This window comes from Rathayibacter sp. AY2B9 (assembly GCF_002931595.1).
In the GTDB taxonomy this organism is placed as follows: domain Bacteria; phylum Actinomycetota; class Actinomycetes; order Actinomycetales; family Microbacteriaceae; genus Rathayibacter.
On the sequence record NZ_PSUB01000007.1, the window covers coordinates 132672 to 146422 of the forward strand.

The following is a 13751-nucleotide window of genomic DNA, read 5'->3' on the forward strand; positions in this document are numbered from 1 at the left end:
CTTCGAGGGGGGAGGCGGGCGTCAACCGACGCTGCCCTCCATCCCCATCTCGATGAGCTTGTTCAGCTCGAGGGCGTACTCCATGGGCAGCTCGCGCGCGATCGGCTCGATGAAGCCGCGAACGATCATGGCCATGGCCTCGTCCTCCGGCAGGCCGCGCGACATCAGGTAGAAGAGCTGCTCCTCGCTGACCTTCGACACCGTCGCCTCGTGGCCGAGCTGCACGTCGTCGACGCGGATGTCGATCGCCGGGTAGGTGTCGGAGCGCGAGATGGTGTCGACCAGGAGGGCGTCGCAGCGCACGGTGTTCGCCGAGTGGTGCGCGTTCGCGTCCACCCGGACCTCGCCGCGGTATCCGGCGCGACCGCCGCCGCGGGCGATCGACTTCGAGACGATCGACGACTGCGTGTACGGCGCCATGTGGACCATCTTCGCGCCGGCGTCCTGGTGCTGGCCGGGGCCCGCGAACGCGACGGAGAGGGTCTCGCCCTTGGCGTGCTCGCCGACCAGGAAGATCGACGGGTACTTCATCGTGACCTTGGAGCCGATGTTGCCGTCGATCCACTCCATCGTCGCGCCCTCGTGCGCGATCGCGCGCTTGGTGACGAGGTTGTAGACGTTGTTCGACCAGTTCTGGATCGTCGTGTAGCGCACGCGGGCGTTCTTCTTCACGATGATCTCGACCACGGCCGAGTGCAGCGAGTCCGACTTGTAGATCGGAGCCGTGCAGCCCTCGATGTAGTGGACGTAGCTGTCCTCGTCCGCGATGATCAGGGTCCGCTCGAACTGGCCCATGTTCTCGGTGTTGATCCGGAAGTAGGCCTGCAGCGGGATGTCGACGTGGACGCCCTTGGGGACGTACACGAAGGAGCCGCCGGACCAGACCGCGGTGTTCAGCGCCGCGAACTTGTTGTCGCCCGCGGGGATGACGGTGCCGAAGTACTCCTCGAAGATCTCGGGGTGCTCGCGCAGCGCCGTGTCGGTGTCCATGAAGATGACGCCCTGCTCCTCCAGGTCCTCGCGGATCTGGTGGTAGACGACCTCGGACTCGTACTGGGCCGCGACGCCGCCGACGAGGCGCTGGCGCTCCGCCTCCGGGATGCCGAGCTTCTCGTACGTGTTCTTGATGTCGTCCGGGAGGTCGTCCCAGGTCTGCGCCTGCTTCTCGGTGGAGCGGACGAAGTACTTGATGTTGTCGAAGTCGATGTCCGACAGGTCGGCGCCCCACGTCGGCATGGGCTTGCGCTCGAAGAGCTTCAGGGCCTTCATGCGGCGGTCGCGCATCCAGGCGGGCTCGTTCTTGAGCGCGGAGATGTCGGAGACGACCTCGGGCGAGATGCCGCGTCGTGCGGAGGCTCCGGCGGAGTCCGAGTCGGACCAGCCGAACTCGTAGACGCCCAGGCTCTCGAGCTCGGGGCGGTCGATCAGGATGTCTGACATGTGTACCTCGTTTCCTACCCACTGCTAACCGGTCGGGTCCCGGAGTCATTCCCCCGGGGGTGGCCCGCGGGTGCTCTCCGGCCGGTCGCGCGATCGATCTGATGCGCGGAGCGGATGATGTGCGTCCCTGGATTCCGGAGGTGTGCGTCGGCGCTCCATCGGGCCGTGTGCGGATCACGTGCGCAGGGTGCGTCGAACCGTGACCAGCTTCTCATTCTACCGGCGTCCGCCGTTCAGCGGAACCTCCGCACCTGGGTGTCGGCCGGGCGCCGGCGGCGCACCTCCACACGCGCATGGCCATACCGGTGTCGGTGGTCCGTGATTCGGTTACGCCATGACGAACGACGCATCGACCCCGATCCCCGCCCGACTCGTGACCGCACTGGTGGGCGCCCGCCTGCCGGCCGGACCCGCACGGGCGTTCGGCCCTCTCGCCCGCGCGATCGCGGCCGACCTCCCGCTGCGGGCGCTCCCCCGCGTGCTCCTGCGCCTCCGGCGGCACCTGCTCTCCGCCGAGCCGGAGCCCGCGGTCAGGCGGCGGGCTGGAGCTCCTGGGCGGCGTCCCGGCGCTGGGCGCGCACGGTGAACAGCCTCGGGTTCACGTCGAGCAGCACGCGGACCGCGCCGACCCAGATGAGCGCCGAGCCGAGGAGGTGCACCGCGACGAGCGTCTCGGGCAGCGCGGTGAGCGACTGCGCGACCCCGACCAGCGCCTGCAGCACGACGACCACGAGGAAGGCGATCACGCGCCGCCGGGCGAGCTCCGAGCCCGCCGCCCGCGACAGGCGCAGGAGCAGAGCGGCGCCTACGACGAGCACCGCTGTGCCGAGCACGCCGTGCACGACGGTCACGCTCTCCCAGTGGAACTGCATGCGGGGCACCTCCGCGGAGTCGCCGGCGTGCGGGCCGGTCCCCGTCACGAGGGTCCCCACGAGGATCACGAGGAGCGTCAGGCCGACGAGCCCGATGCTGAGCGCCCGCGTCGCGCGGTCCGGCTCGAAGGCCACGGACTGCGAGCGGTGGGCGCGGTGCCACGTCAGTGCGGTGGTGGTGAGGAGGGCGATGGCGAGAACGAAGTGCCCGGCCACGATGTACGGGTTCAGGCCCGAGTGCACGGTCGCGCCGCCCGCGAGGGCGTTCGCGACGACGAGCCAGAACTGCGACCAGGCGAGCCGGGTCATGGTGCGGTCGCGCGGCTTCTGCAGGCGCGCGGCCGTGATCGCCCAGCCCACCGCGACCACGAGGACGCCGGTGAACGCGCGGTTCGTGAACTCGATGAAGCCGTGGATCCCGAGCTCGGGGGTCGAGGTGAGCGAGCCCGGCTCGCACGCCGGCCAGGTGGGGCAGCCGAGGCCAGAGCCGGTCAGCCGGACGACGCCCCCGAAGAAGATGATCAGGATGCTCGCGACGAGCGCCGCGGTGGTCCCCCAGCGCAGTGCGCGCGGACCCAGGGTCACCCGCTCGGCGAGCAAGGAGAACGGCGTCACCATCAGAAGGGGAGCAGCGGGTCGATGCCGACGGCGAGGAAGAGCAGGGTGAGGTATCCGATGGACCCGTGGAACACCCGCATCGGCGAGACGTGCTCGTGACGGATCGCGAGGCTGTAGAGGCGGTGCGTCTCGGCGATGAACCAGACTCCGCTGCCGAGCGCGACCACCGTGTAGAGCACCCCCATTCCGGCGACGGGGATCAGCAGGAGCGAGCAGGCGACGGTGGCCCAGGCGTAGAGGATGACCTGGAGCCCGACGATCGTGCGCCCGCGCACGACGGCCAGCATCGGCACGCCGGCGGCCTGGTAGTCGTCCCGGTACTTCATCGACAACGGCCAGTAGTGCGGCGGCGTCCAGAGGAAGATGACGGAGAAGAGGATGACGGGGGCCCAGTCGAGCGAGCCGGTGACCGCCGCCCAGCCGATCAGCACCGGCATGCAGCCCGCGATGCCGCCCCACACGATGTTCTGCGGCGTCCGGCGCTTGAGGAAGAGCGTGTAGAACACGACGTAGATCAGGATCGCGGCGAGCGAGAGGCCCGCGGAGAGCCAGTTGGCCGTGAGGCCGAGCCAGACGATCGACAGGACGCCGATCGTGGTCGCGAAGACGAGCGCGGCCCGGTCCGAGATCTCCCCGGTCACGAGCGGCCGGTTCTTCGTCCGGTTCATGATCCGGTCGATGTCGCGGTCGAAGTAGCAGTTGAACGCGCCCGCGGACCCGGCGCTCAGGGCGCCGCCGATCAGGACGTTGAGGACCAGCAGCAGATTCGGGATCCCGCCCTGCGCCAGGATCATCGTCGGAGCAGTCACCACGAGGAGCAGCTCGATCACGCGCGGCTTCGTCAGAGCGACGAAGGCCTTCACCTTGCGCGAGAGGGTCGTCGGCGACGCCCCGTCCCGCTCGACGGCGGTGGTCTCCACGACTGCGTCCATTGCTCCTCTAACGATTCGATGATCCCGAACGAGTGTAATGCGCCCGTCCGGGAGCCGGGCCCGGCGTGCACGCTTGTCCAATCGGACGCAGACATATGCGACCACGCAACCCCCGGTCAGCGGCGCACCCCCCTCCGTATACTCGGGACTGCTCGCCAGAGCGCCCGGCACGCACCCGAGCCCGCCCGACGATCGTCGGTACGGGGCCGAGAGGGCCGTCGCCGGAGCATCGTGTCGAAGTCGTCATGCGGCGTGCTCCACCATGCGAGAGGGCGGACGGTCCCCGTCTGCCCCACGTCTCGAGAAGGGTCAGTACCAAGTGTCAGAACTGCAATGGGAATCCATTGACGAGAAGGCAGTCGACACGGCGAGGGTTCTCGCCGCGGATGCGGTCGAGAAGGTCGGCAACGGCCATCCCGGAACCGCCATGAGCCTCGCGCCCGCCGCCTACCTCCTGTTCCAGAAGGTCATGCGCCGCGATCCGTCCGACGCGACCTGGATCGGCCGCGACCGGTTCATCCTGTCGGTCGGCCACTCCTCGCTGACCCAGTACGTCCAGTTCTACCTGGGCGGCTACGGACTCGAGCTCGACGACCTCAAGGCGCTGCGCACCTGGGGCTCGAAGACCCCGGGCCACCCGGAGTACGGCCACACCGACGGCGTCGAGATCACCACCGGGCCGCTCGGCCAGGGCCTCGCCTCCGCCGTGGGCTTCGCCTACGCCTCGCGCTTCGAGCGCGAGCTGTTCGACCCGGAGGCCGCCGCGGGCACCTCCCCGTTCGACCACTTCGTCTACGTGATCGCCGGCGACGGCGACCTGCAGGAGGGCGTCACCAGCGAGGCCTCCTCGCTGGCCGGCCACCAGAAGCTCGGCAACCTGGTCGTCATCTACGACTCCAACCAGATCTCGATCGAGGACGACACCAACATCGCCTTCACCGAGGACGTCAAGGCGCGCTACGAGGCCTACGACTGGCAGGTCCAGGTCGTCGACTGGAAGAAGACCGGCGAGTACCACGAGGACGTCGCCGAGCTGCACGCCGCGATCGAGGCCGCGAAGGGCGAGACCGACAAGCCGTCGCTCATCATCCTGCGCACCATCATCGGCTGGCCGTCGCCGAAGAAGCAGAACACCGGCAAGATCCACGGCTCCGCCCTGGGCGCCGACGAGCTCCGCGGACTCAAGGAGGTGCTCGGCTTCGACCCCGAGAAGACCTTCGACGTCGCCGACGAGGTCATCGAGCACACCCGCAAGGCCGTCGAGCGCGGCCAGGCCCAGCACGCCGAGTGGGACGAGCAGCTCGCCGCCTGGGCGTCCGCGAACCCCGAGAAGAAGGAGCTGCTCGACCGGGTCCTCTCGGGCGAGCTGCCCGAGGGCGTCCAGGAGGCGCTCCCCGTCTTCGAGCCCGGCAAGGAGGTCTCGACCCGCGCCGCGTCCGGCAAGGTCATCAACGCCCTCGCCGGCGTGATCCCCGAGCTGTGGGGCGGCTCCGCCGACCTCGCCGAGTCGAACAACACGACGATCGAGGGAGCCGGCTCCTTCGTCCCGACGGAGTTCTCGACCCACGAGTGGACCGGGAAGAAGGGCGGCCGCGTGCTGCACTTCGGCATCCGCGAGCACGCCATGGGCGCGATCCTCAACGGGATCGTCCTGCACGGCAACACCCGCCCCTTCGGCGGCACCTTCCTGATCTTCTCCGACTACATGCGCCCGGCGGTCCGTCTCGCCGCGCTCATGAAGGCGCCGGCCATCTACGTCTGGACCCACGACTCCGTGGCGCTCGGCGAGGACGGCCCGACGCACCAGCCGGTCGAGCAGCTGTCGACCCTCCGCGCGATCCCGGGCCTGGACGTCGTCCGCCCCGGCGACGCGAACGAGGTCGCCTACGCCTGGAAGACCATCCTCGAGCGCCGCGAGGGCCCCGCCGGCCTCGCGCTCACCCGTCAGAACATCCCGGTGTTCGAGCGCGGCGAGGGCGACGCGGAGGGCGAGACCTTCGCCTCCGCCGCGAACGTCGCCCGCGGTGCCTACATCCTGGCCGAGGCGCCGGGCGGCACCCCGGACGTGATCTTCATCGCGACCGGCTCCGAGGTCCAGATCGCCGTCGAGGCGCGCGAGGCCCTGAGGAGCGAGGGCGTCAACGCCCGCGTCGTCTCGGCTCCGTCCCTCGAGTGGTTCGAGGAGCAGGACGCCGAGTACCGCGAGAAGGTCCTGCCCTCCTCGGTGAAGGCGCGCGTCTCGATCGAGGCCGGCCTGAGCCTGGGCTGGCAGAAGTACGTCGGCGACGCCGGCCGCTCCGTCTCGATCGAGCACTTCGGCGCCTCGGCCGACTACAAGACCCTGTTCCGCGAGTTCGGGATCACCACCGAGGCGGCACTGTCCGCCGCCAAGGAGTCGCTCGCAGCCTCCTGACTCGAAGGCCGCGTCCACCACGGACGCGGCCTTCGCCGTCGGAGCAGCGGCTCCCCCTCACACCACGCACCACCTACGCAGAAGAAGAAGAGACATGACCGAGAACACCCCCACCGCAGAGCTCTCCGCCGCCGGCGTCAGCATCTGGCTCGACGACCTCTCCCGCTCGCGCATCTCCACCGGAGGGCTGCAGAAGCTCATCGAGGAGAAGAACGTCGTCGGAGTCACCACGAACCCCACGATCTTCGCCGCGGCCCTGACCAACGGCGAGTCCTACGACGCCCAGGTGCGCGAGCTCGCCTCCGCCGGCACCTCGGTGACCGACGCCGTCTTCGAGATCACCACCGACGACGTCGCCGCGGCGTCCGACATCTTCCGCCCGATCTACGACGCGACCAACGGCTACGACGGCCGCGTGTCGATCGAGGTCGAGCCCGGCCTGGCGCACGACGCCCAGGGCACCATCGAGCAGGCCAAGGCCCTCTGGGCCAAGGTCGACCGCCCCAACGCGATGATCAAGATCCCCGCGACCGTCGAGGGCCTCGAGGCCATCACGGAGGTCATCGGCTCCGGCATCTCGGTGAACGTCACCCTGATCTTCTCGCTCGCCCGCTACCGCGCCGTCATCAACGCGTACCTGGCCGGCCTCGAGAAGGCCAAGGACGCCGGCATCGACCTGTCGACCATCCACTCCGTCGCCTCGTTCTTCGTCTCGCGCGTCGACACCGAGATCGACAAGCGCCTCGAGGCCGTCGGCACCGACGAGGCCCGCGCCCTCAAGAGCAAGTCCGGCGTCGCCAACGCTCAGCTGGCCTACGAGGTCTTCGTCGAGGCGTTCGCCACCGAGCGCGCCCTGCTGCTCCAGGAGTCCGGCGCCAACCGCCAGCGCCCCCTCTGGGCCTCGACCGGCGTCAAGTCGACCGACCTCCCCGACACCGTCTACGTGACCGAGCTCGTCGCGGCCGGCGTTGTCAACACGATGCCCGAGAAGACCCTCGAGGCGACCTTCGACCACGGCGTCATCACCGGCGACGCCGTCACGGGCTCGTACGCCGACGCGAACGCCGTCCTCGACGCCGTCGCGGCGCAGGGCGTCTCGTACGCCGACGTCACCGAGCTGCTCGAGAAGGAGGGCGTGGAGAAGTTCATCGTCTCCTGGAACGAGCTGCTCGACACCGTCACCGCGGCGCTCGAGGGCGCGAAGGCGCAGGCCTGATCATGGCCATCCAGATCCACGTCAGCGGAGACGCCGAGAAGGCCGTCGACCGCGTCGTCCCGGAGCTCGTCGCCGACGAGGTCGCGTCCGGCATCACCGCCCAGGTCCCCACCCTGTGGGGCGCCGCGGCGGAGGAGGAGGCGGCCAAGCGCCTCGGGTGGACCGAGTCGACCACCGTCTCCCGCCCCCTGATCCCCCAGATCCTCGCCCTGCGCGAGGAGTTCCAGGCCAAGGGCGTCGACCACATCGTCCTCGGCGGCATGGGCGGCTCCTCGCTCGCGCCCGAGGTCATCACCCGCACCGCCGGCGTCGAGCTCACCGTGCTCGACTCGACGGCGCCCGGCCAGGTGCTCGCGGCCCTGAACGACCGGCTCGCGTCGACCGCGGTCGTCATCTCCTCGAAGTCCGGCTCGACCGTCGAGACCGCGAGCCAGAAGAAGGCCTACGAGAAGGCGTTCACGGAGGCGGGCATCGATCCGCTCGACCGCATCGTCATCGTGACCGACCCGGGCTCGCCCCTGGACACCTCCTCCCGCGAGGCCGGCTACCGCGTGTTCAACGCCGACCCGAACATCGGCGGGCGCTTCTCGGCGCTCTCCGCGTTCGGCCTCGTGCCGTCCGGGCTCGCCGGCGCCGACATCGAGGCCCTCCTCGACGAGGCGGCCGAGGCCTCCCTCGGGCTCGCCGTGGACTCCCCCGAGAACCCGGGCCTGATCCTCGGAGCGGCGATCGCCGCGACCAGCCCGCGCCGCGACAAGCTCGCGATCGTGGCCGACGGGACCGACATCGTCGGCTTCGCCGACTGGGCGGAGCAGCTCATCGCCGAGTCCACCGGCAAGGACGGCACGGGCATCCTCCCCGTCGTCCTCGGCACGCTGGCCCCCGAGCTCTCGGAGGACCTGCCAGACGTGCAGGTCGTCCGCCTGGTCGAGGACGCCACGGCGCTGCACCTGTTCCCGCGCGACCGCCACGAGGGCGAGATCCTCCTCTCCGGCTCGCTCGGCGCTCAGATGCTGACGTGGGAGTACGCCGTCGCCGTCGCGGGTCGCCTCCTGGGCATCAACCCGTTCGACCAGCCCGACGTCGAGTCGGCGAAGGTCGCGACCCGGGCCCTGCTCGAGAAGCGCCCCGAGCCCGAGGCGCCCGCGTTCACCGACGCGGGCATCGAGGTCACCGGCAGCAGCAGCGTCACCGAGGGCGTCTCGACCGTCGCCGCTGCTGTCGACCGCCTCCTCGCTCAGTTGGGCGACGGCGGCTACGTCTCGATCCAGGCGTACGTCGACCGCCTCGCGCTCCCGCAGCTCGAGGGTGTGCGCGACCTCCTCGCCGCTCAGGCCCAGCGCCCCGTCACCTTCGGGTGGGGCCCGCGTTTCCTGCACTCGACCGGGCAGTACCACAAGGGCGGCGCGCCGACCGGCGTGTTCCTCCAGATCACCGAGCGCTCCGACGTGGACCTCGAGATCCCGGACAGCCCGTTCACCTTCGGCCAGCTCATCCTGGCGCAGGCCGCCGGCGACGCGAGCGTGCTCGCCGAGCACGGCCGGCCGGTGCTGACCCTCACGCTGACCGACCCCGAGGCCGACCTCGAGGCGCTCTTCGAGGCCCTCAACACCTGATCCGACGGGCACGCCGCCGCTGCGCTCTCGAGCGCGCGGCGGCGTGCCCGCGGTCGTCCCGCGACCACTTCCCGGGGCAGCAGCCGGGCCCGCCCGCTCCTCCCCCTCCCTCACCGATAGCAGTGCGCCGGTCCCACCGGCACACAGAAGGACACTGCACATGTCTGTGGACATCACCCCCGAGTTCAACCCGCTGAGGTTGAGCTTCGACCGCCGGTTGAACCGGATCGCCGGGCCCAGCGGCCTCGTCATCTTCGGCGTGACCGGCGACCTCTCCCGCAAGAAGCTCATGCCCGCGGTCTACGATCTCGCCAACCGCGGCCTCCTGCCTCCCGGCTTCGCCCTCGTCGGATTCGCCCGGCGCGACTGGGACGACCAGGACTTCGAGCAGGTCGTCCACGACTCCGTGAAGAAGCACGCCCGCACCGAGTTCCACGAGGAGGTCTGGGCGCAGCTCGCGCAGGGCATCCGGTTCGTGCAGGGCGAGTTCGACGACCCCGAGGCGTTCGCCCGCCTGAAGACGACCGTCGACGACCTCGACCGCGAGCGCGGCACGAACGGCAACTTCGCCTTCTACCTCTCGATCCCCCCGAAGTCCTTCCCGCAGGTCACCGAGCAGCTGCGCAGCTCCGGCCTCGCCGAGCAGAAGGACGGCCAGTGGCGCCGCGTCGTCATCGAGAAGCCGTTCGGCAGCGACCTGAAGACGGCCCGCGAGCTGAACGACGTCGTCGAGTCGGTCTTCCCGCCCGACTCCGTCTTCCGGATCGACCACTACCTCGGCAAGGAGACGGTCCAGAACATCCTGGCCCTCCGCTTCGCCAACATGATGTACGAGCCGCTCTGGAACTCGAACTACGTCGACCACGTGCAGATCACCATGGCCGAGGACATCGGCGTGGGCGGGCGCGCGGGCTACTACGACGGCATCGGAGCGGCGCGCGACGTCATCCAGAACCACCTGCTGCAGCTGCTCGCCCTGACCGCCATGGAGGAGCCGATCTCGTTCGACGCGGCCGACCTCCGTGCGGAGAAGGAGAAGGTCCTCGCGGCCGTCCGCCTCCCCGCCGACCTCTCCACCGCGACCGCCCGCGGGCAGTACGCCGGCGGCTGGCAGGGCGGCGAGAAGGTGCTCGGCTTCCTCGAGGAGGACGGCATGAGCCCCACCTCGACCACCGAGACCTACGCCGCCATGCGCCTGGACATCGGCACCCGACGCTGGGCCGGCGTGCCGTTCTACCTGCGGGCCGGCAAGCGCCTCGGCCGCCGCGTCACCGAGATCGCGGTCGTGTTCAAGCGGGCACCGAAGCAGCTCTTCGCCGAGAGCCAGACCACGTCGCTGGGCCAGAACGCGCTCGTCATCCGGGTCCAGCCCGACGAGGGCGTCACCATGCGCTTCGGCTCGAAGGTGCCCGGCGCCGGCATGCAGGTGCGCGACGTGACGATGGACTTCGGCTACGGCCACGCGTTCACCGAGGCGAGCCCCGAGGCCTACGAGCGCCTCATCCTCGACGTCCTCCTGGGCGAGCCGCCGCTCTTCCCCCGGCACGAGGAGGTCGAGCTGTCCTGGAAGATCCTCGACCCGATCGAGGAGTTCTGGGCCACGCAGGGCCAGCCCGAGCAGTACCGCCCCGGAACCTGGGGCCCCGATTCCGCCGACGAGCTCCTCGCCCGCGACGGCCGCACCTGGAGGCGTCCATGATCGTCGATCTGCCCGACACCACGACGAGCGAGGTCTCGAAGACCCTCGTCAAGATCCGCGAGGAGGGCGGCGCCGTCGCCCTCGGCCGCGTCCTCACCCTCATCATCGCGACCTCGCGGGGTCACGAGGAGGAGGCCATCGAGGCCGCGAACGACGCGTCCCGCGAGCACCCGATGCGCGTCATCGTGGTCTCGAAGGACGACGGCACCACCACGGTCCCGGTCGACGCGACGGCGCGGGTCGACGCGCAGATCCGGGTCGGAGGCGACGCCGGCGCGAGCGAGGTCGTCGTGCTCCGTCCCTACGGAGACGCGGCCGAGGACGAGGAGAGCCTGGTCACGGGCCTGCTCCTCCCCGACGCCCCCGTCGTGGCCTGGTGGCCGAACAGCGCTCCGGACAACGCCTCCGCGTCCCCGATCGGCCGGATCGCCACTCGGCGGATCACCGACGCGTCGGCCCAGTCGAACCCGGCGGAAGCGCTGCACCACCTCGCGTCCACCTACGCCCCCGGCGACACCGACTTCGCCTGGACCCGCCTCACCCTCTGGCGCGCGCAGCTCGCCGCCGTGCTCGACCAGCCGCCCTACGAGCCGATCACGGCCGTCGAGGTCTCGGGCGCGCCCGACTCCCCCTCCACGATCCTGCTCGCCGCCTGGCTGCAGCTCGAGCTCGACATCCCCGTCGACCACGAGCTCACGATCAGCGCGACCGGGTCCAGCGGGATCCACGGCGTCCGGCTCATCCGCGACTCCGGAGTGATCGAGCTCGAGCGCTCGGTGCCCAACGTCGCGACGCTCACGCAGCCCGATCAGCCGGTCCACGACATCTCGCTCCCCCGCCGCAGCCTCCGGGACTGCCTGGCGGAGGAGCTGCGCCGGCTCGACCCGGATGACCTGTACGGTGAAGTGATCTCGCGCGGGGTCGACATGCTCACTGAGAAGGCCGAGGCCCGCAGCGCCTCCTGAGGTGTGGGCGCCCGTCCAGGGCGCCCGCACCTCAGAGCTTCCCGACACGGAGCCGAACCCCGCCGATCGGCACCCGAACCCGAAGGAGTCCCCTGAGATGACCACCGAACGCCGCGTGCTGGTCCACCGCGACAAGCAGACCCTCGCCGGCTCGGTCGCCGCCCGGTTCCTCACCAAGACGATCGACGTCCTCGACGACCTGGGTTCGGCGAACGTCGTGCTCACCGGAGGGACGATGGGAGCCGCCACGCTCAAGGAGATCGGCTCCTCATCCGCCGCCGGCAACGTGGACTGGTCGCGCGTGCACTTCTGGTGGGGCGATGAGCGCTGGGTGCCCCGCGGCCACGAGGACCGCAACGACGTCCAGGCCGGGGACCTCTTCAGCGTCCTCGATGTGCCGGCGGCGAACGTGCACTCCTACCCGGCCTCGGACGAGGGCCTGGACCTCGACGGCGCCGCCGCTGCCTACGACGCGGAGCTGCGCGAGCACGCCTCCGAGGGGCGCGACTACCCGCGCTTCGACATCACCTTCCTCGGCGTCGGGCCGGACGGGCACATCGCGTCGCTGTTCCCCGAGCGCTCCGCGATCCGCTCCACGACGCCCGGCGTCCTCGCCGTCCGCAACTCGCCGAAGCCGCCGCCCGAGCGCCTCACCCTCACGCTGCCGCTGATCAACCAGTCGGACCGCATCTGGATGGTGCTCGCCGGCGCCGACAAGGCCTCGGCCCTGGGCCTCGCGCTCGCGGGTGCCAGCACGAACGAGGTGCCCGCGTCGGGCGCGTTCGGTCGCAAGCGCACGGTGTTCTTCGTCGACCAGGAGGCAGCTGCCGAGGTCCCCGAGTCGCTCATCGCTCCGAGCTACTGAGCACGGTCCGGAAACGACGGAAGGCCCGTCCCCCGAGGGGCGGGCCTTCCGTCGTTCGTCGTCCGGTGAGGATCAGGACGGGGTCGCGGTGCCTCGTCGGGCGCGCAGCTGCTGCAGCGCCTCCTCGAGGAGCTGAGCCGCCTCGGCCTCGGTGCGGCGCTCCTTCACGTAGGCGAGGTGCGTCTTGTAGGGCTCGGTCTTCGCGACCTGCGGCGGGTTCGCCCGGTCGCGGCCAGCGGGGAGACCGGACTGCGGCGAGTCGATCACCTCGGGGATCTCGTCCTCGGGGAGGGCCGCCGAGAAGTGGCGCACCGTCTCGTTGCCGAGAGCGTCCCAGTAGGAGACCGCGACGCGCTCCGCGTGGAAGCCCCGGTCCTGCTCGCCCATGGGTCCTGCGCCGACGCGCGAACCACGGATTGCACTGCCGCCTGATGCCATTGCGAGTACCCCTATGCTCCGGTGGTGAACTTGGTGATGAGTCCGAGCACCACGATGCAGGCCAGCCAGACGACGCCCAGGATCACGGTGATGCGGTTCAGGTTGCGCTCGGCGACGCCCGACGCGCCGAGGTTGGAGGTGACTCCGCCCCCGAACATGTCGGACAGTCCGCCGCCGCGCCCCTTGTGGAGCAGGATCAGCATGGTGAGCAGGAGGCTCGTGATGCCCAGGATGACCTGGAGCACGACCTGGAGGATGTCCACGCGGTACCTTTCGAAGTTCTGGCGCGTTGCGCGCCCCGACGAGTATAACGGCGCCTGCGAATCCGCGAGGAATGCGTCGTCCCGTGTTCGGGGCGATGTATACGAGTGTCCGTCGAGGGGCGGAGCGGGTGGCCTCGTCGCGGTGCCCTCGACAACCTCTTCAGTCGCCGGACCGCGAGCCTGTGATCCACGTACCAGCGGACCGATCGAGCCGAACGCGCCACGCTCTCGGAGGGCACCCCGCGAGGAGCTGACGGCACCGGACCGGCCAACGCGTGATGCCGGTGTGGGATCTCCGAGGCGAACCGGTGATCCGCGTTCCAGCGGATCGACGTAGCCGGACGCATCCCGCTCTCGGAACCGCGCCCCGTCGCGAAGCCGACCGCGCCACGCCGCGCGGGGAGCGGCGTGGAC

Annotated in this window: 11 protein-coding genes; 6 read left to right on the forward strand and 5 right to left on the reverse strand. The window is 70.4% G+C overall.

Translation table 11 applies throughout. The annotated features are described in order from the left end of the window. Nucleotides 1-21: 21 nt before the first annotated feature. The 3 genes from sufB to C5C25_RS08805 form a co-directional block, all read right to left on the reverse strand. Nucleotides 22-1440 (reverse strand): Fe-S cluster assembly protein SufB, encoded by a 1419-nt coding sequence (sufB, locus tag C5C25_RS08795; RefSeq protein WP_104221933.1) that lies wholly within the window; start codon nucleotides 1438-1440, stop codon nucleotides 22-24. Nucleotides 1441-1970: 530 nt separating this feature from the next. Beyond that, complete coding sequence (locus tag C5C25_RS08800; RefSeq protein ID WP_104250364.1) at nucleotides 1971-2930, reverse strand: heme A synthase; 960 nt, start codon at nucleotides 2928-2930, stop codon at nucleotides 1971-1973. Further along, nucleotides 2930-3862, reverse strand: coding sequence for a heme o synthase (locus C5C25_RS08805; protein ID WP_104221928.1), 933 nt, complete (start codon nucleotides 3860-3862; stop codon nucleotides 2930-2932). The genes C5C25_RS08800 and C5C25_RS08805 overlap by 1 nt, the downstream gene beginning before the upstream one ends. 319 nt (nucleotides 3863-4181) lie before the next feature. Between C5C25_RS08805 and tkt the strand changes: the two genes are divergently transcribed. The 6 genes from tkt to pgl all read left to right on the forward strand — a co-directional run bounded on the left by tkt (nucleotide 4182) and on the right by pgl (nucleotide 12636). Beyond that, nucleotides 4182-6275 (forward strand): transketolase, encoded by a 2094-nt coding sequence (gene tkt / locus C5C25_RS08810; RefSeq protein WP_104225291.1) that lies wholly within the window; start codon nucleotides 4182-4184, stop codon nucleotides 6273-6275. 94 nt (nucleotides 6276-6369) lie between these two features. Beyond that, nucleotides 6370-7491 (forward strand): transaldolase, encoded by a 1122-nt coding sequence (gene tal / locus C5C25_RS08815; protein ID WP_104250365.1) that lies wholly within the window; start codon nucleotides 6370-6372, stop codon nucleotides 7489-7491. Nucleotides 7492-7493: 2 nt separating this feature from the next. Next, a complete protein-coding gene (locus C5C25_RS08820; RefSeq protein ID WP_104221922.1) occupies nucleotides 7494-9107 on the forward strand; it encodes a glucose-6-phosphate isomerase in 1614 nt (537 codons plus the stop codon). A 160-nt stretch (nucleotides 9108-9267) separates the two neighbouring features. Further along, on the forward strand, nucleotides 9268-10806 hold the full coding sequence (zwf, locus tag C5C25_RS08825; RefSeq protein WP_104246802.1) for a glucose-6-phosphate dehydrogenase: 1539 nt from the start codon (nucleotides 9268-9270) through the stop codon (nucleotides 10804-10806). Next, entirely contained in the window at nucleotides 10803-11771 is a 969-nt protein-coding gene (locus C5C25_RS08830; protein WP_104232638.1) for a glucose-6-phosphate dehydrogenase assembly protein OpcA, read from the forward strand. Before zwf ends, C5C25_RS08830 begins: the two co-directional genes overlap by 4 nt. Before the next feature lie 97 nt (nucleotides 11772-11868). Then, on the forward strand, nucleotides 11869-12636 hold the full coding sequence (gene pgl, locus C5C25_RS08835) for a 6-phosphogluconolactonase (protein WP_104221917.1): 768 nt from the start codon (nucleotides 11869-11871) through the stop codon (nucleotides 12634-12636). Between the two features lie 72 nt (nucleotides 12637-12708). On the opposite strand, the gene C5C25_RS08840 is transcribed toward pgl, so the two are convergent. Both C5C25_RS08840 and secG read right to left on the reverse strand, forming a co-directional pair. Next, a complete protein-coding gene (locus C5C25_RS08840; protein ID WP_055791968.1) occupies nucleotides 12709-13074 on the reverse strand; it encodes an RNA polymerase-binding protein RbpA in 366 nt (121 codons plus the stop codon). An 11-nt stretch (nucleotides 13075-13085) separates the two neighbouring features. Next, a complete protein-coding gene (gene secG / locus C5C25_RS08845; RefSeq protein WP_104221915.1) occupies nucleotides 13086-13337 on the reverse strand; it encodes a preprotein translocase subunit SecG in 252 nt (83 codons plus the stop codon). Nucleotides 13338-13751 lie beyond the last annotated feature (414 nt).